Source organism: Robbsia andropogonis (assembly GCF_034047095.1).
GTDB lineage: Bacteria > Pseudomonadota > Gammaproteobacteria > Burkholderiales > Burkholderiaceae > Robbsia > Robbsia andropogonis.
Genome location: NZ_CP139170.1, coordinates 561,492 through 585,887, shown reverse-complemented (window position 1 = coordinate 585,887; position 24,396 = coordinate 561,492). Strand labels below are relative to the sequence as shown.

Annotated in this window: 18 protein-coding genes and 2 pseudogenes; 6 read left to right on the top strand and 14 right to left on the bottom strand. The window is 59.0% G+C overall.

Annotated elements, in window-relative coordinates:
* Positions 1–22: 22 nt before the first annotated feature.
* Positions 23–967, top strand: coding sequence for an alpha-glutamyl/putrescinyl thymine pyrophosphorylase clade 3 protein (locus SJQ66_RS16150; RefSeq protein WP_024903373.1), 945 nt, complete (start codon positions 23–25; stop codon positions 965–967).
* On the opposite strand, the gene SJQ66_RS16145 is transcribed toward SJQ66_RS16150, so the two are convergent.
* Both SJQ66_RS16145 and SJQ66_RS16140 read right to left on the bottom strand, forming a co-directional pair.
* A complete protein-coding gene (locus tag SJQ66_RS16145) occupies positions 964–2,064 on the bottom strand; it encodes an ImmA/IrrE family metallo-endopeptidase (RefSeq protein ID WP_320535020.1) in 1,101 nt (366 codons plus the stop codon). The genes SJQ66_RS16150 and SJQ66_RS16145 overlap by 4 nt on opposite strands.
* Positions 2,054–2,431: a hypothetical protein gene (locus SJQ66_RS16140; RefSeq protein WP_320535019.1), complete on the bottom strand. Its 378-nt coding sequence runs from the start codon at positions 2,429–2,431 to the stop codon at positions 2,054–2,056. The genes SJQ66_RS16145 and SJQ66_RS16140 overlap by 11 nt, the downstream gene beginning before the upstream one ends.
* Before the next feature lie 186 nt (positions 2,432–2,617).
* On the opposite strand from SJQ66_RS16140, the gene SJQ66_RS16135 reads away from it, so the two are divergent.
* Positions 2,618–3,430, top strand: a complete 813-nt coding sequence (locus SJQ66_RS16135) for a LysR family transcriptional regulator (RefSeq protein ID WP_320535018.1) — start codon at positions 2,618–2,620, stop codon at positions 3,428–3,430.
* 683 nt (positions 3,431–4,113) lie between these two features.
* Here SJQ66_RS16135 and glmS read toward each other — a convergent pair.
* From glmS to SJQ66_RS16100, 7 genes and pseudogenes are all read right to left on the bottom strand, one after another.
* Positions 4,114–5,940 (bottom strand): glutamine--fructose-6-phosphate transaminase (isomerizing), encoded by a 1,827-nt coding sequence (gene glmS / locus SJQ66_RS16130; protein WP_320535017.1) that lies wholly within the window; start codon positions 5,938–5,940, stop codon positions 4,114–4,116.
* Positions 5,941–6,015: 75 nt separating this feature from the next.
* On the bottom strand, positions 6,016–7,380 hold the full coding sequence (glmU, locus tag SJQ66_RS16125) for a bifunctional UDP-N-acetylglucosamine diphosphorylase/glucosamine-1-phosphate N-acetyltransferase GlmU (RefSeq protein ID WP_024903376.1): 1,365 nt from the start codon (positions 7,378–7,380) through the stop codon (positions 6,016–6,018).
* Positions 7,381–7,542: 162 nt separating this feature from the next.
* Positions 7,543–8,496 (bottom strand): chemotaxis protein, encoded by a 954-nt coding sequence (locus SJQ66_RS16120; protein ID WP_024903377.1) that lies wholly within the window; start codon positions 8,494–8,496, stop codon positions 7,543–7,545.
* 148 nt (positions 8,497–8,644) lie between these two features.
* Entirely contained in the window at positions 8,645–10,531 is a 1,887-nt protein-coding gene (locus SJQ66_RS16115) for a methyl-accepting chemotaxis protein (RefSeq protein ID WP_320535016.1), read from the bottom strand.
* 503 nt (positions 10,532–11,034) lie between these two features.
* Positions 11,035–11,961 (bottom strand): annotated as a pseudogene (ttcA, locus tag SJQ66_RS16110) (tRNA 2-thiocytidine(32) synthetase TtcA); the annotation flags it as partial.
* 24 nt (positions 11,962–11,985) lie between these two features.
* Complete coding sequence (locus tag SJQ66_RS16105; RefSeq protein ID WP_046152298.1) at positions 11,986–12,381, bottom strand: dihydroneopterin aldolase; 396 nt, start codon at positions 12,379–12,381, stop codon at positions 11,986–11,988.
* A 342-nt stretch (positions 12,382–12,723) separates the two neighbouring features.
* The gene (locus tag SJQ66_RS16100; protein ID WP_157685694.1) at positions 12,724–13,734 is read right to left on the bottom strand and encodes a hypothetical protein; all 1,011 of its coding nucleotides are present in this window, start codon (positions 13,732–13,734) and stop codon (positions 12,724–12,726) included.
* Between the two features lie 88 nt (positions 13,735–13,822).
* Between SJQ66_RS16100 and SJQ66_RS16095 the strand changes: the two are divergent.
* Together SJQ66_RS16095 and SJQ66_RS16090 are read left to right on the top strand one after the other, a co-directional pair.
* Positions 13,823–15,097, top strand: a pseudogene (locus SJQ66_RS16095) (class I SAM-dependent methyltransferase); the annotation flags it as partial.
* Between the two features lie 56 nt (positions 15,098–15,153).
* A complete protein-coding gene (locus SJQ66_RS16090) occupies positions 15,154–15,348 on the top strand; it encodes a DUF2905 domain-containing protein (protein WP_024903383.1) in 195 nt (64 codons plus the stop codon).
* Between the two features lie 97 nt (positions 15,349–15,445).
* Here the strand turns inward: SJQ66_RS16090 and SJQ66_RS16085 are convergent, their stop codons facing one another.
* Genes SJQ66_RS16085 through SJQ66_RS16070 form a run of 4 tightly spaced genes read right to left on the bottom strand, consistent with a single transcriptional unit; the run spans position 15,446 to position 20,361 of the window.
* Entirely contained in the window at positions 15,446–16,684 is a 1,239-nt protein-coding gene (locus tag SJQ66_RS16085; RefSeq protein ID WP_320535015.1) for a multifunctional CCA addition/repair protein, read from the bottom strand.
* Entirely contained in the window at positions 16,685–17,335 is a 651-nt protein-coding gene (locus SJQ66_RS16080; RefSeq protein WP_253463684.1) for a glutathione S-transferase family protein, read from the bottom strand.
* A 46-nt stretch (positions 17,336–17,381) separates the two neighbouring features.
* A complete protein-coding gene (locus SJQ66_RS16075) occupies positions 17,382–18,350 on the bottom strand; it encodes a complex I NDUFA9 subunit family protein (RefSeq protein WP_320535014.1) in 969 nt (322 codons plus the stop codon).
* Positions 18,351–18,390: 40 nt separating this feature from the next.
* Positions 18,391–20,361: a lytic transglycosylase domain-containing protein gene (locus tag SJQ66_RS16070; protein ID WP_320535013.1), complete on the bottom strand. Its 1,971-nt coding sequence runs from the start codon at positions 20,359–20,361 to the stop codon at positions 18,391–18,393.
* Positions 20,362–20,440: 79 nt separating this feature from the next.
* Here SJQ66_RS16070 and SJQ66_RS16065 point away from each other — a divergent pair, with 79 nt between their 5' ends.
* Both SJQ66_RS16065 and SJQ66_RS16060 read left to right on the top strand, forming a co-directional pair.
* Positions 20,441–21,094 (top strand): 5-formyltetrahydrofolate cyclo-ligase, encoded by a 654-nt coding sequence (locus SJQ66_RS16065; protein ID WP_320535012.1) that lies wholly within the window; start codon positions 20,441–20,443, stop codon positions 21,092–21,094.
* A gap of 348 nt (positions 21,095–21,442) precedes the next feature.
* Positions 21,443–23,110: a hypothetical protein gene (locus tag SJQ66_RS16060; RefSeq protein ID WP_320535011.1), complete on the top strand. Its 1,668-nt coding sequence runs from the start codon at positions 21,443–21,445 to the stop codon at positions 23,108–23,110.
* On the opposite strand, the gene tssA is transcribed toward SJQ66_RS16060, so the two are convergent.
* Positions 23,094–24,374 (bottom strand): type VI secretion system protein TssA, encoded by a 1,281-nt coding sequence (gene tssA, locus SJQ66_RS16055; RefSeq protein ID WP_253463553.1) that lies wholly within the window; start codon positions 24,372–24,374, stop codon positions 23,094–23,096. The two genes, SJQ66_RS16060 and tssA, sit on opposite strands and share 17 nt — an antisense overlap.
* Positions 24,375–24,396 lie beyond the last annotated feature (22 nt).

The window sequence follows — 24,396 nt, the reverse complement described above, 5'->3', positions numbered from 1 at the left end:
TATAAAACTCAGGACATTTCAGATGTCGAAGAATCCGTTGCTCGCAAAACCTTTACTCGCGGCTGAACTAGGAAGGAAGCTGCAAAGGTATCGATTTCGTGGTTTAGGATTGCTTGGAATCCAATCGAATTCGCATCGCGATGCATTCGTTGCACAAATGCTCGACAGCATCTCCCGTATCGAATACGTCAAAGCAATCGCGAGACGCCCCGTTTCTCCCAAGCGTCTAAATCCAAAAAATACAACTATGTTCGACCCGCTGCGGGCAGCTATTCACTATAAGCAGCTAGGCAATTTAGATGAAGCTTTTTGGCTAGTATTTCTATTCGTTCACTGTGGAAAGCATCTTAGAAAAGGCTACGCCTTGCTGCGAATGGTCTACGGAGCGCTCGACGATAATTTTGTTTGGACATGGGCTAGAATCACACAAAATCCGAACGACTTCTCGATGTGGCATGGGCAGTATCTGGAAGAGATGTTGCGACGACGAAGTGAGTTTCCGTTCGGCAATCATCGTAAGTACGAGTCCCTAAAAGAATTGAGTCTTGTTTTTTCTAGCTATGTCGAGTGGGTCGGAGAAAATCACTCTCACCAAGAACGAATTGACGCAGAGAAAGCCAAAGTAGGAGACGACCCGAAAGCATTGTTCAATCGAATGTATAAGAGTATGGATGCGGTAAGTCAATTTGGTAGAACGGCCAAATTCGACTACCTGACAATGGTGGGGAAAATTGGCCTCCTGGACATTGCACCTCCAATCGCATACATGCAGGATGGGACGGGGCCGGTCAGAGGAGCTCGCTTGCTCTTTAGCGGAGCCGTTGATGACGAGACTTTGTCGAAGAAAACAATCGAACAGTTATGCGTCGAACTAGAGGCCGTGTTAGGCGTGGGCATGCAAGTTATGGAAGATTCACTGTGCAACTGGCAAAAATCTCAATCAGCATATCTGCCATTTCGCGGCTAACCTTGGTTCCACTTGTATCGTATCTTCAGAGTGTTATGAGTTTTATGGCTCAACAATTTACGAAATTGCATTTGCCCAACGATTATGCCGTACGATACGCCCGCCTGTTGAGCTAGCCGCATGATGCCTTTCAACGACTTCGAGGCATCCGGCATGCGTTCCTGAAGAACAGGAGGCACAAGTTGCTCTGATGCAAATTGGTTGGCCTCATTTTCTCGAACTGACATTGGCCCGTCAGAAGTCTCCAGAATTAATAGGTCAGCATCCCAATGCAAGATGAGGTGCCCAGCTTCGTGAAAGAACGAGAACCAAAATTGGTCATCGCTTAAGTAACGAACCGATAGCATCAAGACGGCCTTGTCAGGGCCGTTGAAAAAAGTTGCGCCGCTAGCGCGACAGCCTTTTGGCCCCTTAACCACGACGACAGCGACTCCAGTGCCCGCACAAAGCTCCTGAAGTTTGGGCAGAAACTCAGCTGGGCTCGCGACGGTGGTCAGCTTTCGAATTTCTGGAAGTACCGCTCGAAATCGTTCGGGGTCCCACGCCGCACATTGAATCTCTCTAGCTGCCAGCTCACCGAGACGAAGCCATGCTGCTGTTGCCACCGAATCCTCGGAGAAGGTGTCAGTTGTACGAAAAGCGACACTAGACTTTGTATCGGCGTATTCTTCTTTCCAAACGGAAAGGTTGGGCACATCAAAAAATGATAAGCAACTGCGAATTGTCTCGTACCTGTTCGCTGTTGGCTCAATCCAACCAAGCTCTTGCATCTGCTTCAGCGGAAGACTTGATAACCATTTCTTATAGTCGTCATTATCCGGGTCAACCTCTTCAGCCAGTTCAGATAATTGTCTTCTAAATTGCTCTTCACGACGCATCCAGAAACCAGCAGAGCCACCAAGCTTTGCTTCGAGGGCGGCTGCCAGAGCTTCGGTCAGTAGGCAATCTCCCTGTAGCAGGGAAAGCATATCCTCTTCTGACAACGCGATTGACCTAGCGAGACTCTCGGTTGAAAAGCCTCGACGCCGCATTAAATCGCTTATCGTTCGCCCAGGCGGCGTTGCCCACATCGGCGAAAATTCGGTTTCAGCTCTCATGAACTCGCTCGATAGACACAATTTTTACTCGCGACACCTGCGACCAATCGACTGTCGCCGTGCTGCCAATCAATGCTCGATTGTTCACTTCAATCAGCATATGAAAACCATCTTCGAGTGTCAAAATCATTTGAGTAGGCGAATCCCCTTTGAAACTGGCTACACCTAAGTCAACACAGTCCAGAGGAGAATCTGCAGCTTTCAAGTCTGCGATGCGATTCTGAATTGAGAGAGCGACCCGTTCGCCATAGTTCCGACGTGCAGAAATAGGACGCGCGCATACCTTTCGAATCTGTGCATCTTGAAACGCCAGTTTTATAGGCATTGTATAGGCTACAGCCAACGGCCGATAAGCTACCGACCACATCGCAAACCCGCAGATGCATTGTCGTCTTGATGGATTTCGCTGGACCATTGAAGGTCGGCGGCCAGAAACTTACTTATGAAAGGTAAAAAATACCCGTCATGTCATCATTTTAGCAACAATCCACTCTGAAGACACAATAACAGTCCGAGGCTCGCGGCAAATGCTCCTCGTCGACTCGACTTAGCAATGAATTTTATGTCTTTCTCGTCTGCTGGAGTCTTCGACGGGTGCCACGGTATGCGTCTAGGCGTGACCGGCTCGGCAGTTGGAAAGAGTGTCGCGCGCCTTGAGAGCAAACTCGGCGTACAGTTGCTGCACCGGACAACTCAGAAGGTCGCGTTGACCACGGAGGGTGAAGCGTATCTGCAAACGTGCCGGAAGGTCATTGAGGACCGGGAGCAACAGGCCGCTTCTCTGGCGACCGGGCACCAGCAGCCCATCGGTCAGTTGAGAGTCGACCCGCCGACGACATTTGGGCGTCGGCACCTCATGCATGTTCTCCTCGAGCTATCCAGGAAATACGAGAGGTTGAGTCTCGCAATTAGCATGCGAGACCGCGCCGTCGACCTTGTCAGCGAAGGCATCGACTTATCGGTACGCATTGGCACGCTCGGCGACCATCCAGACCTCATCGCTAGAAGCCTCGGCGAACAGCAGTTGATTATTTGCGGCTCACCAGAATACCTTCGACGCCGCGATGAGCCCAAACACCGCAGCGACTTGAAGGACCACGATTTTCTTGTCGGTTGGTATCGAGGAACACGCCCCGTTTGGCAGATGTGCTTTGCAGCGGGTCACACTGAACCCTTCGACATTAAGCCAAAGCACGAGTTGACGAAGGGCGACGCACTCTTAAGTGCATGTTTGATGGAGTGCGGGCTCGCGCAACTCCCATTCTGGCTTGCGGAAAGCGCAATTTGTGGCAAAAACCTCGTGCCTGTCCTTCAATCAGAACCAACGATAGTCATGCCGATAAACGTGGTCTGGCAGAAGACTTGACACGTTCAGCCGAAGGTCCGACTGTTCGTCGATGCATTGGTAGGCTATGCGGCAGCCCATCCTCAGATTTTTCAGCCAAAGTCGACCTGTGAGAATGAGCGTTCCAGGTTGGTCTATTCTTTCGCCAATAAAATCCACAGCATCGTTTTCAGGTCCCGACTATACCCCTCTGTTAAATGCCTGTTGTCGACGGGTACACGCCCCGATTGGACTGCATAGAGAATGCGAGAGAAATAGAAGGGTCGAGCAAAGCAGCTCCTTGATGGTGACAGGCCAACAGCAATCTACCGCCCCTTACTACCATCGGGCACTCATCGTGTTGAATCGCCGCTTCTTGCCGAACAGCGCCGAGGACGCGGCCAGACGGTGGGCGCCCTGCGTTGCATTGGCTCTACCAAGCAAAAAGGCCGCACCTTACGGTACAGCCTTTTTGCGAGGACGCGAAATGCGAGGAACGCTATTACTGCATGTGTGCACCGCAAAAGTCACTTTTTTGCGCTGTTTCGCGGCAGTCAAATCACCGAAATATTTGAGGAAATACCACGACACAGGCATCGCGTTCCGGGCCTTACGCAGCAAGGGATTCAGGCGATTTTGCCCCCTCCCACGGAACGCTATTAATCACGTCCACGGAACGCTTTCATTTACGGCTAACAACACGTGAAGTTGGGGTACCCTCCCTTTCACTCCACCGTAACCGACTTCGCCAGATTCCGCGGCTTATCCACATCAGTCCCTCTAGCACACGCCGTATGATAAGCCAGCAATTGCAGCGGCACGGTATGCAGAATCGGCGACAACAGCCCGTAGTGTTCCGGCATCCGGATCACATGCACGCCCTCATCGCTTTCAATGTGCGTATCCGCATCGGCGAACACATAAAGCTGCCCGCCTCGGGCGCGCACTTCCTGCATATTCGACTTCAGCTTTTCCAGAAGCGAGTCATTCGGCGCCACGGTCACCACTGGCATCGCTTCGGTCACCAGCGCCAGCGGTCCATGCTTCAGCTCTCCTGCGGGATAGGCTTCAGCATGAATATAAGAAATCTCCTTCAGCTTCAAAGCCCCTTCCAGCGCAATCGGGTAATGCAAACCACGCCCCAGGAACAGTGCATTTTCCTTACGTGAAAACTCTTCCGCCCAGGAAATGATCTGCGGTTCCAGCGCGAGCACGCTGTTCAACGCCGCAGGCAAGTGACGCAATTGCGCCAGATACTTCGCCTCAGCCTTAGCGTCCACATGACCCCGCAACTTGCCAAGCGTGGCAGCGAGAATAAACAACCCCACCAACTGCGTCGTAAATGCCTTGGTCGACGCCACGCCGATCTCGGTGCCCGCGTGCGTCAGGAACTTCATCTTCGTCAGCCGCACCATGGCGCTGGACGCAACGTTGCAAATAGCCAGCGTATTCTGATGCCCCAGCTCCTGCGCGTATTTCAGCGCGGCAAGCGTATCGGCCGTCTCCCCCGACTGCGAGATCGTCATCACCAGCGCATTCGGATTTGGCACGGACTCACGATAGCGATATTCGCTGGCCACTTCCACATCCGCGGGAATCTTCGCAACCGACTCCAACCAATACTTCGCCGTCAAACCGGCGTAATAGCTGGTACCACACGCCAGAATCAGCACCCGATCGATCTTTGACAGAATCGCCGGAGCGGCCTCGCCAAACAGCTTGGCATCAAAGCCATCAATGGCCGGAATCGTGTCATTGATCGCGCGCGGTTGCTCGAAGATTTCCTTCTGCATGAAGTGGCGATACGGCCCGAGCTCGACGGCACTACCATACGCTGCCACCGTACGCACTTCCCGTTCGACCGTTTGATCGTGCGCATCGACAATCGTCACGCCGTTCAATTGCACGTCGACCACATCGCCTTCTTCCAGGAAGATGAAGCGATCGGTACTACCCGCCAGCGCCAGCGCATCGGACGCGATGAAGTTCTCATGCTTCCCTGACGCGCCAATACCCACCACCAACGGCGATCCGGCACGCGCACCCACGACACGATGCGGCTCGTCTTTATGAATCACACCAATCGCATAAGCACCGCGCAGCAGCTTCACCACCTTCCGCACAGCCACGAACAGATCGCCCGCATAATGCAGATGCACCAGATGCGCGATCACTTCCGTGTCCGTCTGCGATACGAAGGTGTACCCTTTCGCGATCAAATCCTGACGCAGCGGCTCGAAGTTCTCGATGATCCCGTTGTGTACCACGCCCACCGTGTCATGCGAGAAAATTGGATGCGCGTTGTGCGTGACAGGCGCACCATGCGTCGCCCATCGCGTATGCGAGATACCCGTTTCCGCTTGCAGATGTTGCTCGCGCACTTGTGCATCAAGTTCCGCAACCCGGGCCGTGCTGCGCGCACGTGCCAGTTCGGCATTTTTGATGATGGCGACGCCGCAGGAATCATAACCGCGGTATTCAAGCCGCCGCAGACCTTCCACCAGTACATCGACGATATTCCGCTGCGCTACCGCGCCTACAATCCCACACATGGTTTGTCCTCGATATCACACGTCAATCCGCTTCCGCGGCAAGCCGATGGCCCGCATGCCGGAAGGGGGGCGGCGTTACGCCTTCTTCTGTTTTACCGGCCGCTGATAACCGGCCTTCGCAAGCTGCGTCTTCTCGTTCAGCGTCAGCGACGCGGCGGGCACATCCTTCCACACCGTCGTTCCAGCGGCCAGCGTGGCACCTTTGCCAATCCGTACCGGTGCGACCAGGCTTGCATTCGATCCCACAAAGACGTCGTCCTCGATGATGGTTCGATGTTTGTTGGCACCATCGTAGTTGCACGTGATCGTCCCCGCGCCCACATTCACGCCACTGCCGATATCCGCATCGCCGATATACGTCAGATGGTTGGCTTTCGACCCCTTGGCAATGGTCGCGTTTTTCACTTCGACAAAGTTGCCGATATGCACATCGTCGGACAGTGCCGCGCCGGGACGCAGACGCGCATACGGTCCGATAACCGCTCCCGCGCCGATCTTTGCACCTTCCAGGTGGCAGAACGCATCGATGCGGGTGCCCGCGGCAATCTCGACATCACGCAGCACGCAGTTCGGCCCGATACGCACGTCATCACCCAACACCACGCTGCCTTCGAACACACAGTTCACATCGATCGATACATCGCGGCCGGTTTTCAAGACACCACGCACGTCCACTCGTGCCGGATCAGCCAGCGTCACACCGTCGTCCAACAGCGTAGCCGCAATCCGCGCTTGAAACGCCCGTTCCAACACGGCAAGCTGCGCACGGCTGTTGACGCCAAGCGTCTCGGTCTCGTCGGACGAGGACACGGCGTGCACAGCCAAGCCATCGGCAATGGCGGATTCGACAAGATCGGTCAGGTAATACTCGCCTTGCGCATTGTCGTTGCGCAGCGCCTCGAGCCAGCCGCCCAGCTTTGCAGTAGGCAGCACGACAATGCCCGTGTTGACTTCCTGGATGGCCTTGGTTGCCGCATCGGCATCCTTCTCTTCAACGATCTTCGTCACGGCACCGGATGCGTTGCGCACGATACGACCATACCCCGTGGGGTTGTCCAACGTGACGGTCAACAGCCCATAGCCTTGCGGTCCGGCGGCATCAATCAAACGTTGGAGCGTAGCGCCGGTCGTCAACGGCACATCACCGTATAAAACAAGTGTCGGAACGGAAGGATCGAGCGCATCGAGGGCTTGCTTTACAGCGTGCCCGGTACCCAGTTGCTGGGTCTGCTCGGCAAAGACGATATCGGAAGCGGTCACGGCGTCTCGTACCACAGGGGCGCCGTGCCCCACCACCACCACGATACGCGTGGGCCGCAACGTGCGTGCCGTGTCGATCACATGGGTCAACAGCGGTCGCCCCGCCAGTGGATGCAGGACCTTCGGCAAGGCAGAACGCATCCGCTTACCCGAACCCGCGGCCAGAATCACGATGTTCACGTGGCACCCTTCGGTCAGAATGAGCGCTCCATTCTAGCACGCGAAGGGGATGGCAAAACCGTTCGGCGGGGCCCAAACCGGCCCCCTCGAACCCGCAAATCGCGGTGCAAACAACGGTTCGCCCAACCGCCGCGAACCCGTCACGCACCAGTCAATAATCGATCAGGCGCATTGCTTGATCGCACTGCGCATCGCCTCGGCCAATTCCGCCGCAACGAATTTCGCGACATAGCCGTTCGCGCCTACCTTGCGTACGTGCTCTTCATTAGCCGATCCAGACAAGGACGAGTGGATGACCACGGGAATGCGCTGTAGCCCTTCCTCCGCCTTGATACGGCGCGTCAACGTGAAACCATCCATCTCGGGCATTTCGAGATCAGTCAAGACCAGGGCGATTTCGTCGCTGATATTCCGGCCTTCGGAGCGCGCCTTCTGGTTCATCGCATCCAGCACGTTCCAGGCTTCCTGCCCGGTCTTGGTCATGATGAACGGCACGCCCATTGCGGTCAGGCTCTGTTCCAACAGACCACGTGCCACGGCGGAATCATCGGCCGCCAGCACCTTCGCGCCCTTGCGCAGCTTCAACGCACCGGTCTCCTGCTGGTCGATTGGCGGACGTTCTTCCGGCATCACGTCACGCAGAATCTGCTCGACGTCCAACACCTGCGCCAGCAAATTCTGATCGCCGGGCAAGCGGGCGAAGCTGGTCACCGTCTTGCTGCGCGAATGTGATTCAGCCGACAACACGTTGCTCCATTCCAGGCGCACGATATCGTCTACCTCTTCCACCGCAAAGCCCTGCGTGGTCCGCGCAAACTCGGTCACCAGCAAGATCTTCAAGCCATTACGCGGTTCGCATCCGGTGATACGCGCCAGATCGATCACCGGAATGATTTGGCCACGGATATCGGCAACACCGAGCATTTCGGGACCGGCCCCCACCAGGGCGGTCAGCTTCGGCATGGCCATGATCTCACGGATCTTGAACACATTGATGCCGTACAGCTCGCGCTGATCCGTGCCCGGCGATTCGCCAAGCCGGAACAGCAGCAGCTCGAACATATTGTTACCGGCCAATCGGACCCGTTGTTCGATGTCCTGTTGCGTCGTATCCATGCTTTTCTCCCCCACCGCCTTGAAATGCGCCTGGTGCCGCCAGCAACCTGATATCGCACATCATGCGGCGGCAGGTTTCCGAGGCGTGCCACGCACGCTATATCTGAAAACAGAAATTAAGACACTAATGAACGATGCAAAATCCGGCTTAGAAGGTTTCCCACTCATCCGCCGAAGCCGGCTTCGGCACTGCCACGGAACGCGTGCCCGTCTGCATTGGCGCAGGCGTGCGCAACACTTCCTCCGCCACGGCAACGGACGCCGTTGCCGCCACCGGTGCGGCCGCCGCCATCGATGTGCGCGGCGCGGTTCGCGCCGGGGCCTTGTTCACGCCTTTCGACCGTGAACCCACCGGCGTTTTCCGTGCGCGCGTTGCCGTAGTCCCGGCAGCAGATGCTTTCGGGCGCGACGCACTACTGATCGCCACCGGCGATGACGACACAGGTATCGATGCCAGCACCTTCGCGGCAACCTCGACGTTGCGATCGACCTTGAACGTGGCGACGAGCGACTTCAATGCACTCGACTGCGCGGCCATCGACTGCGCCGCCGCCGATGCCTGCTCGACCAGTGCCGCGTTCTGCTGCGTCACTTCGTCCATCTGCGCCACTGCTTGGTTGACCTGCTCGATACCCGTTTGCTGCTCGGTCGACGCGGCGGAGACTTCGCCCATCAGGTCGGTCACGCGCCGCACGGACTTCACGACGTCCTTCATCGTCGCACCGGCTTCATCAACCAACGCCGAGCCGGCTTTCACGCCCTCCACCGACTGGTTGATCAGCCCGGTGATTTCCTTCGCGGCCGCGGCACTACGCTGCGCCAGCGTGCGCACTTCGCCGGCCACCACCGCAAAGCCACGCCCCTGCTCGCCGGCACGAGCGGCTTCCACCGCCGCGTTCAAGGCGAGAATATTGGTCTGGAATGCAATGCCTTCAATCACCGAGATGATCTCGGCAACTTTCTCGGAACTGGTGGTGATGCCGCGCATCGTACCCACCACCTTCTCGACAACGTCACCGCCGCGCTCGGCAATTTCCGATGCATCACGCGCCAACATATTGCCTTGCTTCGCGTTCTCCGCGTTCTGACGCACGGCGGCAGTCAGTTGCTCCATGCTGGCCGCGGTCTCTTCCAATGCGGAGGCCTGCTCTTCCGTCCGCTGACTCAGGTCGCTGTTACCCGCGGCGATTTCCGAAGAACCGGTAGCAATACTTTCGCTGCTATCGCGTACACGGCTGACCATCGATGCCAACTTTTCGTTCATGTTCGACAGCGCGCCAAGCAATTGCGCCATCTCATCACGGCCGCGCACCTCGATGCGCCGGGTCAAGTCGCCACGTGCAACGGTCTCCGCCACGTCCACAGCCTCACGTACCGGCGCGGTGATCGAGCGCGTGATCAGCACGGCAATGACGCTGCCGCCCAGGAATGCCAGCAGGACGATCACCACCGTGGTCGTCAGCGTTTCGCTGAACGCACCTTCGGCGTCCGCGACGGCGGCATCGCCGCCCTTCCGGTTGAATTCGATATTCTCAGCGATAGCGTCGACCAAGGTGCCAAACGCCACTGTCGCGCCATTAAGCGCCAATTCACGGGCTTGCATCATCCCCGCATCACCGGTAGCAGCGAGATCGGCGACCTGCTTGTCGACCTCGCGATACACCGTCCACGCCTGCTGAACCTTGTCAGAGAGTACTTTTTCGTCGCCGTTGGCCGAGAGCTTTACATAGTCCGCCCAGGCACTGTCATACGCCTTGAGTGAAGCGTCACGCGTCTTGTTGTCTTTCGCGCGCCCGGCGTCACTCGTTTGCAGCAAAATCTTCAACTGCGTCCGACGCACGGTGTTGGCGGTATTCTGCAGTGTTCCCAGCGCCTGGATACTTGGCAACCAATCCTTTGCCAGGCTCTCCGTGCCGCGATACACACGCGATGTCTGCATATAGGACAAAACGCCCATCAACGCGATCAACAGCAGCGTGATGCCGAATCCCAATCCCAAGCGGGCGCCAATCTTCAAGTTGCTCAGAAACTTCACGACAGCTCTCCATGAGTGTGCAGTACGGTGAACGGCCGCCAGAAAGCTTACTGAAGGTCTTGAGCGATATTTATTTAGCCATGCCGGGGCTTTCACTGCCGATGCATCGAAAAAAAACCAACCATTAAGCGGTTTTTACCGATTTCGCACCACCTCCGTCATACCAACTATTAATATCAATCATGCCGCGCCGCCGGGGCGTCGTTATCGATGCAATGCCGCGATCACACGCTGGCGGCGCGATCGCCTTATCGTATTTTTATTTAGTGGAAAGCTTGCCGAAAATGGATAGAAAAAAGCGCCGCCATCATCGATGGAGACGCTTTTTTAAACGCATCGAGACGTACCGGTCTGTCTTATAAAGACCGTCAACCCTCTCGCTTGCCGAAGCGAATCACCTGCTCACGGAGCCCAGACGACGGGGTAGTGCGTATCGATGCCTCGTTCGTCGCGCGGGTAACGGCGTCAACATCGGCATCCTCTTCATCATCGTCAAGCATCAAGGGCCGCGCCGCGTCGCTGCCACAGGGATCTTCATCGAAAGCGATATCGCCATCCGGATCAGGGCTGCCGCTGGCACGCAAGCCGGTGAAGTTGAACAGATCCCGATCCATCAGATGCGATGGCACCACGCTCGACAGCGCGTTGAACATATTGTCGACGCGCCCTGGAAAACGTTTATCCCAATCGCGGATCAGCGCCTTCATCTCGGCGCGCTTCAAATTCGGCTGGCTGCCACACAGATTGCAAGGAATGATCGGGAACGCACGCAGAACCGCGTATTTTTCAAGATCAACTTCCTTCACATACGCGAGCGGACGGATGACGATATTGCGGCCGTCGTCCGATTGGAGCTTGGGCGGCATGCCCTTGAGCTTGCCGCCATAGAACATGTTCAGGAACATCGTCTGCAGAATGTCATCACGGTGATGGCCGAGTGCGATCTTCGTTGCGCCCAGTTCGCCCGCCAAGCGATACAGGATGCCTCGACGCAGTCGCGAACATAGCGAACACGTGGTCTTGCCTTCCGGCACCAGCCGCTTGACGATGCTGTAGGTATCCTGGTTTTCGATGTGAAACGGCACACCGCGCTGCGTCAGGTACGCAGGCAGGATTTCCTCCGGAAAACCAGGCTGCTTCTGGTCAAGGTTGACGGCGATGATCTCGAAGTCGATCGGCGCGCGCTCACGCAGCCGCATCAGAATGTCGAGCATCGCATAGCTATCCTTGCCGCCGGACAGGCACACCATGACCCGATCCCCGTCCTCGATCATGTTGTAGTCGCCAATGGCTTGGCCGACCTGACGCGCCAGACGCTTGAAGAGCTTGTTGTTCTCGTACGCGTCGCGTTCCTCGCGCCGCGTGGCCGCACGTTCTGCACGAATCACGGCACCGGGGCTAGCGTCCGGCGTGGTCTGGTCCACCGTCATGTCGGCGGGAATATCGTCAGGCATTTACGCCTCCTTGAATCGGAATACCTCAACGCCCACGGACTGGCAGTCCGGATAGACGTCGATCTTTTCAGTGATGACACGCACCGCGCGCACACGCGCATCGGCCAGCAATCGCGCCGCCAGTCCATCACACAGCGTTTCCTGCAAATGCACATGGCCGTCGCCGATCGCCTCGGTAATGGCGTCACGAATGATGTCCGTGTTGACGATCTCTTCGAGCGCGTCGCGTTGTGGTGTTGAGATGGCCAGTGGCACAAACAGCTCGACATTGAAACGAACCTTTTGCGGTCCGTGCTTTTCCCGCTCGTAGGCGCCAATATGCATTCGGACTTCATAGTCGCGAACGAACAAGCGGCGGCAGTCGGCAAGACGAGGGTCGATCAGCACGCTGGTCATCGCGCGGCTCCACAGGAAACTTATCGGCGGCGGACGTAAGACCACGAAGCCGAAGGCCGGCAATGATCGGAAACATCCAGCGTAAAAACGAAAAACTTCAATAATATCAATCGCAACCGCATTTCGGCAAACAGGCATGGCCGCCGCCGCGGTAAATCAATCTGAATCGAAGCGATTGCACCAGACGACGCTTCACGCTGACGCGTTTGCACCACAGCGCGCCGCTTGGAAGCGCCAGCGAGCGTCTGGCAACCGCAGCACCATCAAGGAACATTCGCGTAGCATCACGCGGCGTAGCCAAAACCCGTTTGCAACCACGCCGGGGGACACCGGGCCGCCAGTTTACTCGCTCCTGGCAACTTGGGTTGGCACGCCGCCTAGTCGCAACGTTGCACCCGTGATCGTGCTGGCTTGCGCGCCATAGTACAAGGCTTGCGCCAACGCCGCGTCCGCACCGGCCCGTTCGTCGCGATCACCACCATCATGCAACGGCGCACTGACCGCGCTGACGCGCATCCCCGGCGCATATGCCCGTGCCAGGCTCGGCACCGTCGCATGCAAGCCGGCTTGCGACGCCGCGTACGGCACGGTCTCGATATCGACGAGCCGCTGCAACCCGGCTGTATCGAGCAGCACCAGGATCGACGCATCCTCCACCGCGAATCGCTCCGCATCAGCGTCCGCCGGAGGCGACTTTTGCCCCCGCCAAGCCTGCCACGCCGCGTGCTGCGCGCTCATCAGACACAAGGGGATGGTCAAGTTCGCCTTTTGAAAGCGGCTTACTTCCTCGCCGTCCGTGCCATGCGCGGTGTCGGAACGCGGACCTGCGGATGCGGGACGGCCGCCCTGTTCCACCGCGTGCCGCGGGTCCACAAACGCCGATGGGGCAACGATCAGACAACGTGCCGGCGCACCAAACCCCGTGACGGCGGTACAGGCGCCGATCGTCCCGGCCGCCGCCGCATTGGCGGAGGCGCCGCCTGAATCCAATCCGAAGTAGCGCAATTGGCATGGATGACCTGTCCGTTCGGCCAGCGCGAGAAGCGCCGCGCCACGCGGCGAGTCAGCCAACGCGACGGCCGGGACCGCCGACGCGAGCGGCGTACCGTAGAACCCGACATCCCATCCGGCCTCGACGAACGCCCCCGCCACGCGCGCCGCGCGTGCGCCGATGACATTGGCTGCCTCAATGCCGCGCCTGGCACCTCCACCGCCAGCGCCGCCGTCGCCATCCGGTTTGTCAGGCCATGATGCGGGGCAGCGCTCGTCGGCGTCCCAATCGACACCGATACGCGCAGGCAGGAGCACCACCGGTGCGCGGCTGGTGCCTCGCGATGCGGATAAAGCAGGCAAAGGCGTAGCCCCCGGGCTGTCGGAGCCGTGTGCGTGGGTCGATAAAACGGGGGAGCGGGAAGATTCGCAGGTCATTTACAATGTCGCGATGAACGCCAATCATCCTGCCAGTTTACCTGTTCCCGACGCCGCCGCCCTCGCCCGCAGCACATCGTTGCGCGCGCGCATTGCCGCGGAGGTCAGCGCGCACGGCGGCTGGCTGCCTTTTTCGCGCTATATGGAATTGGCGCTCTATACGCCAGGCCTTGGTTATTACAGCGGAAACAACGTCAAGTTCGGTCGCGGCCCCGCCGACGGCAGCGACTTCATCACCGCGCCAGAATTGACATCGCTGTTCGGCCAGGCGTTGGCCCGTCCCGTTGCCCAGGCGCTGCGGATGGCCGATGCCGATGCCGTGCTGGAGTTCGGAGCTGGCAGCGGGAAACTGGCCGCCGATCTGCTACTGGCGCTGCATGGCATGTCGAACGATGACAATGCGGGCACACCGATCTGCAGCCGTTATACGATCGTTGAGCTGTCGGGTGAACTCCGCGCCCGCCAACACGACACACTGGTCACCTTGATCGCCCGTGCCGGCGCCGGTGGCCCGGCCGCTTCGGCCGAAACGGACGCAGTATGCCGCTGGGTGGACGCGCACGTGACCTGGATCGATCGCCTCCCGGAGACATTCAGCGGTGTCGTGATCGGCAACGAGGTCCTGGACGCAATGCCGATAACGTTGCATCCGCTCACGAAGGGACGCTGGCACGAACGCGGCGTGGGGCTCGATGGGGCGCATCTGGTGCACCGCGATCGCCCCTGCGCCGCGCCGGACACACTCGCGCCCGCATTGCGCGCGCTCTTTGAACACGTCGGACGGATGGGGCAAGACTACCTGGTGGAAACGCACGGCGCCGCCAGTGCCTTTGTCGCCACCGTCTGCACAATGCTCACGAAAGGCGCGGCGATTTTCATCGATTACGGGTTTCCCGCGCACGAGTACTACCACCCGCAACGCACGGCCGGCACGGTGATGTGTCATTACCGTCACCAGACGCACGGCGACGCACTGCTGTATCCCGGACTGCAGGACATCACCGCGCACGTGGATTTCAGCGCGATGGCGCAAGCCGGGATCGACGCTGGCGCCGATATCCTCGGCTATATGTCGCAGGGCCGGTTCCTGATCAATTGCGGGATTGCGGACATCCTCGCGCGCCAGGTCAGCCCGGAACACCCTGCCGCCTATCTACCAAAGGCCAGCGCCATGCAAAAGTTGTTGTCCGAAGCGGAGATGGGGGAGCTGTTCAAGGTCATCGGCTTCTCGCGGGCACTCGACGACATTCCCGATGCCTTCCTGACCGGCGACCGCTCCTGGACGCTGCTGCCGGATGGCGATGGCGATGACTATGGCTATGGCTATGCCCGGAACGATGCATCATGATCCGCTGGTTCATCACGTCATTTATCGCGACGATGTTACTGAACGGGTGCTGGCCCTGGCTCAGCAAGATTGGCGTGGGGCGTCTGCCCGGCGATCTGCGTGTCCGAGCGTTCGGCCGCGAGTACGCATTTCCGTTCATGTCGTCGATCGTGATCACCGCGATCGGCTTCGCGCTGGCGCGAATACTCTGACACGGTTGCCGATGATGGGCACCCGCACACAAACGCAACCACATAAGCGGACCTGGCAGCATGACCGGCGCTTCCGCGTCCTTGCGCACGCCAGCGGTCAGGTACCTTTCAGCGCCTCGGCCACGGCGGCGACGCGTGCGTCGTACACCGCATCCTTGATCCGCGCCGGTTGCGATGCAAAGTGCACCGCAACCGCACCCGCATCGACACTGCGCGCCGCGACCAACGCCAATCTCAGACGCTCGGCCTGCGGATAGGGATGCGATTCGAAACCCAATCGCCCACGCGCATCGGACTCGCACGCTTGCAGCGCTTCCGCGAAACGCGCCGGCTTGCGCAATGCATCGCAGCGCTCCAATAAGCGCACCAACGCCGCCGCGCCGAACTCGGCGACACGATGGATATTGCCATGTTCACGCGCAACCATCAGCGCAAGGTCGCGGCATTCATTCGGCACGCGCAGGCGTTCACATAGCGGCTTCAGCAGATCGACGCTCCGCCCCTCATGACCGATATGACGCGGCAACACATCCGCCGGTGTTTGCGCCTTGCCGAGATCGTGCGTCAGCGCGGCAAACCGCACGGGCAACGCATAGCCCGCACGCGCCGCGTAGTCGGTGACCATCATCACATGCACACCGGTATCGATCTCCGGGTGATAGTCCGCGCGTTGCGGCACGCCGAACAGCGCGTCGACCTCAGGCAGTATCCGCGCCAACGCCCCGCATTCGCGCAATACCGCGAACATCCGCGATGGTTTCGCCTCCATCAAACCGCGCGACACCTCCTGCCATATACGTTCAGGCACCAGCGCGTCCACTTCACCCGCGGCGACCATGTCGCGCATCAGCGCCATCGTTTCATCGGCCACGGTGAAATCGACAAAACGTGCGGCAAAGCGTGCCAGGCGCAGCACACGCACCGGGTCCTCCTGAAACGCCGGCCCGACATGCCGAAACACGCGCGCCGCCAGGTCGCGGCGCCCGCCGTAAGGGTCGACGATCTCGCCGGTCAAGGTACCGTCCGGCGCAACCGCACGCGCCATGGCATTGACCGTCAAGTCACGACGCGCCAAATCCTGCTCCAGCGTCACATCCGGCGCGTAATGGAATAAAAAGCCGTGATAGCCGGCGGCGGTCTTGCGTTCGGTCCGCGCAAGCGCGTATTCCGCTTGCGTCCGTGGGTGAAGAAACACCGGAAAGTCCTTGCCGACGGGCCGGAAACCTTGCGCCGTCATCTGCTCCGGGGTTGCCCCCACCACCACGTAGTCGCGGTCTTTCACTTCCAGACCCAGCAACGCATCACGGATCGCGCCGCCTACGGCGTAGATTTCCACTTACAACACCTCGTCGTAGCGTGCGATGCCCTCTTCCTGCTCGGCGGCGGCAATCCAGGACTGCACGGCCGGCAATGCAATCACCCGCGCCATATAATCGGCCGCGGCCCGCGACAACACGGGACCATAGGTCTGAAAGCGCATGACCACGGCAACATACATCGCATCGGCGATGCTGAACTCGCCGAACAGGAAAGGACCGCCCGAATGCGCGAGTGCCTCGGACCAGATGGCATCGATGCGGCCGATGTCGGCATGCGTATCCGCATCCAGGCGTTGCAGGCGATCCGCACTGGCACGTGCCCGGATGTTCATCGGCATGTTGTTGCGCAGCGCGGCGAAACCGGCATGCATCTCGGCGCTGATCGATCGAGCCCGCGCGCGCGCGACCGGATCGGTCGGCCACAACGTTTTTTCTGGAAAACGCTCGGCAAGGGTTTCACAAATGGCCAGGGAATCCCAAACGGTGACCCGTCCGTCGATCAAACAAGGCAGGCGTCCACTTGGCGAGTAGCGACGGATAATTTCGGCCGTATCCGGCTTCGCAAGCATCACGAGTGTTTCCTGGAACGGCAGGTCGAAGTGCGTCATCAGCACCCAGGGCCGCATGGACCAGGACGAATAATTCTTGTTGGCGATTACCAATTGCATCATTGCACCACGCTCCCCGATGTATATAGGCGATTCACCCCGCGGCTCAGGCGGACGGTGTCCATCGCTGTCCCACCGGCAGCCCACGCAGATACGCGCCGGCAACCGATTCCAGCGAGGCCGGTGTCAGCCGTAACAGCGGATCGAGCGGGCCGCTGAGCACGGAATCCTCTCGCATAGAATCAATATTGTCGCGGGTGATCGGCGGGTTGGGAAGATGTTCGAAGATGGCACCCTGCAAACGGCCGGCCCAGTCAGGCAAACCGATGACCGGACGGCGATGTCCGCTGGCCTCCCCGGCAAAGCGTACCAACTCCGCCAGCGTATAGACATGCGGACCGCCCAGTTCGAAAACCCGCGGCACCGTGGGCGCATCCAGTTCAATCGCATTGACCAGCGCCTGAGCCACGTCCTCGACATAGATAGGCTGGTAGCGCGCATGCGCACACGCAAGCGGCATGAACGGTGCGAATTTCAGCACCTGCGCGAACAGGTTCAGGAATTGATCGCCCGGCCCGAAAATCACCGATGGTCGGAAAATCGTCGCCCGGAACGGCGCACCGCCCTCGGTCTGACTGGCCGCGACAGCAGCATTGATCCGCTGTTCGCCGTCCCCCTTCGAGCGCAGATACATGCTGGGCCCGTTCGAATCGGCATGCAGCGCGCTGACATGCAGAAAACGCTCGATACCAAGGGCGCGACTCGCGGTGCAGATCTTCTCCGGCAGCGCGACATGCGCACGTTCGAAGCCGGGACCGTATGGCATCGCCCGCTTGTCCTGCAACACGCCCACCAGATTGATCACGACATCGGCACCATCGAGAAAAGCCGATAGCTGGGCGGGCGCGTGCACGTCGCACTCGGTGATCGAAATCGGCAACATTTGAATCGGACGAGCCCGCGTGCGATAGCGCGTTGCCACGCGCACCGCGTACCCAAGCGTCAGGAGCTTGGGTATCAACGACCGACCGATAAAGCCGGTTCCCCCAATGACCGCGACCGTTTGATAACGCATGTCACCTCTCCTTGTCAGACGCAGCGCATGGGCGCGGCACTCAGGGCGAGATGATGCCCAGGCGCTCGCGCAACGACTTCGGCCGGTTTTCAAACAACGCGCCGTAGTAGACGGTGTTCGACAACACGTTCTCCACATAATCGCGCGTCTCGTTGAACGGAATCGTCTCCGCAAAAATCGCGCCTTCTTCCGGCCGCGTCAACGCCGCGCGCCATTGCCGTGAACGCCCCGGTCCGGCGTTATAGCCAGCCGACGCCAGCACCGGCGATTGGTCGAACTGGTTATATACCATCGACAGGTAATTGGTACCCAGCTTGATGTTGGTATCGAGCTCATTGACCTGCGCACGCGTGAGCTTGCCCATGCCCAGCTTGCGTGCCACCAGATCCGCGGTACCCGGCATCAACTGCATCAATCCCGATGCGCCCACACCTGAACGCGCGTCATAGATAAAGCGCGATTCCTGTCGCATCAGACCATACGCCCACTCGACGTCCAGGCCCGTGCTGGCTGCATAGCGGTCGACAATCGGGCGGAACGGCGCAAGGTAACGCAGTGTGAAATCATGCTCGACACGCGTCCGATCGGCAGTGTTCACGGCACGATCGAACAGTTGAATCGAATTCGCGTAATTCGCGGCCGCCAGCAACTGACGATCGGTCATCCCGCGCAACTGCCAGTTCCATTCACGGTTGCCTTCGAAACGCATATTCAAATCGTAGAAACGGCGCGCCAGTGCAAAACCTGGATTCTTTCCGGCATCGGCGATCTCCTGCGCGCTGACAACCGTGCGCGGCGGCACCGTAATCAGCCCGCCCAGCGCTTCCGTCGCCAACTGACCGTAAAAGTTGTACTGGTTCGAGATCGATTGATACAAGGTCTGTGCGCTCGCGGCATCGCCGCCCTGTTGCATTGCACGGGCACGCCAGTAAACCCATACGGGCTGATCCCGGAGCACCGGCGGCATCTGCTCGATCGACCAGCGGACCATTGTCCAATCCTGCACGCTCAACGCCGCACGGGTGCGCCATTCGTACTCACCCAGCGTCAACGGGGCGTTGGCTGTCAGCCGATACCAATCGACAGCCGCCGGCATCTGCTTCAACGCCGCCCGGTAGGCAATCGCGCCCCAGCCGATGCCACGTTCGATGGCCGTGAGACGCGGCTCTACGTTCGCGTACGCGACCGCCGCCTGCGCCGGATCATTCGCTGCCATCCGGATTATGGCCAGCAAGGCGAGCTGATGCGCCGGGTCGTTGATGCGGATTGGTTGCGCGAGATAAATCGGCGGCTTGTCCGTCGCCATCGACAAAGTCTGATCGCTTGGCTTGACCGGCCCCAGCGCATCGGCAATGCGGCGGCCCAGCGAGGTGTAATTGCCCTCGTAGGCCAGGCGCATCTGCGCCCAGACATCGTCGGAAGTGAACTGCCCGGACGACGCCAGCGCCATGATCAGGTCGACACACCCATCGCCATACCAGCGCGGATTGGTGAGCAGTTGTCGCGCGGCATCGGCAACGTTCTCGTTACGTGACGCGCGCGCTTCCAACGCATAGCACTTGACCTGCGTGTCGTCGTCGAGCGCGAAACGCGGATACTGGGCCATGAACGTCCGCCAATCGTGGCGCGCGCCCAATACGGTCAGGTAGTCGTTGCGAAGCCGGTCCGCGATCGCGGTACCGTCGTATTGCTGCAGAAACGCCAGGATCTGATCGTCAGGTGCGTCGAGACGCGCCTTGCCCGATTGATCGAACATCTGCGGTTTGATCCGGTAATACGCTACATAGCTCGGGACCGGATAATCCGGAATCTGCGCGGACAATTGCGCCGCCGCCGCGGCGTCGTTGCGGCGTGCCGCATCACGCAGTTGCAAGAAGATCCTGTCCGCCACGTCCGGCGTCATGGTCGCGGACTGCGCGCGAACCGCCCCTGGAGAACTGCATGCCGCCAACACGACCGCGACGAGACCCGCCGCCATCGCGCGATATACTCGCACCATTATCTCTGCCATCTTGCGTTCTTTTGAATATGAACAGCATATCACGCGACCCTGCCCCTATAACCATGCTCGCGCGCACGCGCGGCATGTCGTGCCCGACGACATGACCGCCGACACGCCGTCACCGACCGCACGTGGGAGTGCCGGGCCCACTCGCGCGGAAACCGTCCACCTTGAAAAACAGGCGCTACGCGCGCGCCTGCTTCCTTTGCGACAACAGGCCTTGTCGTCAAATCCCGAAACTGCGCGGGCAATCACCGCAGGCGTGCGGGCATGGCTCGATGAACAGAGGGTGCGTTGCGTTGGCTTCTATTGGCCGTTGGCGGGCGAACCGGATGTGCGTGCCGCGGTGACAGATTGGCTCGCCGCCGATACTGATCGCCGCGCCGCCCTGCCTGAGGTCGTACACGCCGCGACAGCGTTGCGATATGTGGCGTGGACGCCAGAAACCGCCATGCGCAAGGGCCGGTACGGCATCGCCGTTCCGGAAAGCGGCACAGAAGACGCCTCGACAAATAACATGACGCCCGATGCCCTGCTGATCCCCTGCGTCGGTTTTGACGGGCGCGGCTTTCGCCTGGGCTATGGCGGCGGCTACTACGACCGGACGTTGGCGAGCGCCGCCTGTCGACCTGCCACCTTAGGCGTTGCGCTGGACACCACCCGCGTGGTCACATTGCCCACAGATGCATTCGATATACCACTGGATGCGATACAAACTGAGCGGCAACGTTATTATCGGTGAATTCAAGCCAGAAATGGCGGTTGTGCCTGTCGATTTCGTTGGACGCGTTGACTGTGCCGGTCTCACAGGCGCCCCACTCTTTCCGCCCAGATGTTCGCGCATCGCCCCACGTTCACCGCTTCGTTACTGATTGCAACGGCGCGGCGGGACGCATTGCGACCCATCTCATTGCGCCGTCGTTACGCTCCGCTATCCTCATGGTAGGGCATTGAGGGAAAACCAGAATCAGTGCGCGCTATGTAAGCCTCGGTCCTCCAGGCACCTCGATGCCTGTCCTAACCTAAGCACGCCGGTTTTACGCAATGTTCAATACGACAAACATGCAGCGTCATCAAAGGCCATCGATTCATGTCAGATTTCGGCTCAAACCGCACGGTTCTTTCGAGCGCTCTCTTTCGCTCTTCGCCATTGGTTGATCTTGTCCACGAGTTGAAACCACTCGCGCAATGGTTAAGTGAGACCAGTGTTTCATTCCGATCTCGCCCCAACGATTTGCGGGTGGTCGACAACGCCTACGGCGCGCTGATAGCGGCCGGTCGGGGTGCTGCCGCAGAGGGAGACCTGAGGTCGCGGGCCATCGAACTGCACGGAAAACTCGAAATCTATATTAATCAGCGCAAGAAGCGCGATAGCCATCTCGCGAACATCAAGCGCGATTCTAAAGGTCTCGTGACAGACCTCTACAAAAAGTTGACTGATGTGCTGGATCTTCACCTGCGCCCTGTCGACGTAAATAGAATAAACAACGCAATCGAGCGCGACACCGTTCACGCACGATTTGGCATTCTGTATCTCCTTCAAGACACCGACATACGTTACTCGACAGCCTCCATTATCCAAACCGTTTTCAAAAGTTCAATGGCGGCGGGAAATGCTGTCTTGGAAGGATTCAACATTTCGTCGTGGCAAGCGCCGAAACCGGCATTCCTGGGGTCTTCCGATCAAATCGAGACGCCCCTCATCGCCGAACTAGTTCACAGCAATGGATCATCGGCAGGAAATCTCATATCAGAAAAGCTGAAAAAACAACTCGCTGCTGACGCGCTGCTATCCACCATAGAAAACCCCGTGAGCGATATACTGCGGAAGAGCCGAATGGCACAGGAGCGCCATTCAGGGCAATCTCTTTTTAAAAAAATAGTTAAATACATCTGGGACCAGTTGCTTGCGTTTATCAAGCACATTCCTGGAGCGTGCGCTGATTTTGTCGTAGCGGAAATGCGTGCGCTGGTGTTTTATATCGCTGAAAAGATCGCCGGCCATGCAATACCTTTTCTGAAAGACAGCTACGAACTCGTCAAGGACATTTACGCAGTGATCAAGGAAACGTGCGATACCCTGGCGCAGCGGGCCCAGTTTGCCACGTTCAGACTAAAGCCCGGGTATTCGACTACGCTGGCGAATGTGTGCGCCAGCTTGCGTAAATGGTCGAAGCTACAGACGCCCCTTGCCAGTGCCGGCTGGCATACCATTGGCATTGCAAGTAGTATCGCCCTTCCCGGATTCGGCGGATTGCTAGCCAGCATTGGCAAGGCTATCACGTTACTGTGCGACGTTGCCGCGCAGATGGTAGAGGCCCGTCGAATTCGCGCGTTCCTGCGCCAAGCGCAAGCTCGCTTCGCCGAAGAACCTCGTGAGAGTGAACACGCGGAATATAAACCGGGAACAAGCGGTGGGCTCAGCAACGACGGCGATGCGTTTGCACAGTTCTTCTCAGAGGCATGCAAGGCCAGTCCCGCAGTAGCCTTTCTTATCCTCAACAGCGGTCTTGCCGGCCCTTTATTCACCCGCATAGAAACGCAAAACGAAAACAATACCCAACTCATTAGTGCGCATGTTTATAACGAGGCGTCGAAATGGTTCTCGGAACTGAAAGTGTTTGGCGCCGAATATCTACGCACGCGCATTTATTATTTTAAAAGCTTTACGGAACGCGACGCCCGGCGAAAGGGCAACGCCATCCCCTCAAGCTTTCAGGCGCTGGCAGCAAACTACGGTGCTAGCCTTCCAAGCTAATACCAAGCAACGCGGCGTACTGCCGTGTCGATATGTCGTCGCGCAAGACCTCACTCATGATTTCGTCAAGCGGCTCGTTCTCCCAGCGAACCGCTTTCTCGATCAGGTAAGGGACGGGGCTATGAGGCTCCTGGCGTCGCAGGAATGCCGCAATCTCCGCAAGCATGCGGTAGGCGCCCGCCCGCGTCCATTCACTCCGTGTCGTGCGCATGGAGGCCACGGGTTCCGTCGATGCACGTAACCCGGCAATGTCCTCGGCCACACTGCCCGACTCTGCCTCCATGGACAATCCCGCCGCCATTTCAGCCCGTACAGTCTCATCGATGCCGTCCGCATGCATCATTTCCCACGAGGCGTGACGGCCGTCGAGAATACCGCTTATCGCGAGACAAACCGCCTCGATGGCACGCTCTCCCTGACGCAATGCCGGCGCCTGCATTGACGCATCTGCTGGCGCATGAGCCTCGACACAAACGTCCAGCGCCGCACGCAACGCCTGCCAATGCTTACCAAGCGCCGTTAATGTCGCGCGAAGCCGGTGTAGCGCATCAACCCCGTCAGCATCGGTCTTAGCCCGCCATGTAGCCGCATCGGGCATACCAGCCCCGCCCTCCCCGGCAGTTACCTGCTGCCAGCGCTGCGCGGTCAACTCACGCGCCATGTCGCTCTCCGCCCCCCCGGTGTCGTCTTTGAAGTCTACGGACAACGTCATCGCAGGACGCAATGTCAGTTCGCTGCGCAACAGACGCGCCATTTCCTCGTCCAGCCAATCGAACACATTGAACCGCGCGTCGCAATCGTCCCGCGAAATGGTAGGAAACGCGTCGCGCCAGTAACGCGATACGAGCGCCGTCATCGTCGCGATACCGGCCTGCAATCCAGGAACGCCCGACGTATGGAACCACCCCTCGCACAGCCAAGCGGCCACTTGATAGTCTTTTCCCGTTTCGCCGAGCGCACGCTGGCACAGTGTCACCACCTTGCCCCAATCCGCTTTCTTTAGCGCTCTCACCCATTCGCCCTGCGGTAACGACGGATCATCCGAAGCACGCGCCACATTGATCTCGCGAAAGATCGGGTGGTAGCGTAAAGACACGCCAGCCGGCGCACCATCGCCAAGTGGAGCGACAACGGCCGCCATTGCAGCGGCAAAAGGCGCAATCGCCTCATCGTCGTGCCATGCCACGATCATCCGTGTCACGCAGTCCTGCAACGCGTTAGGCGGCAAGGTCGGTTCCACTGTTGATTCCGATATTTGTTCCACGATCCGCTCCGATGACGCGCCC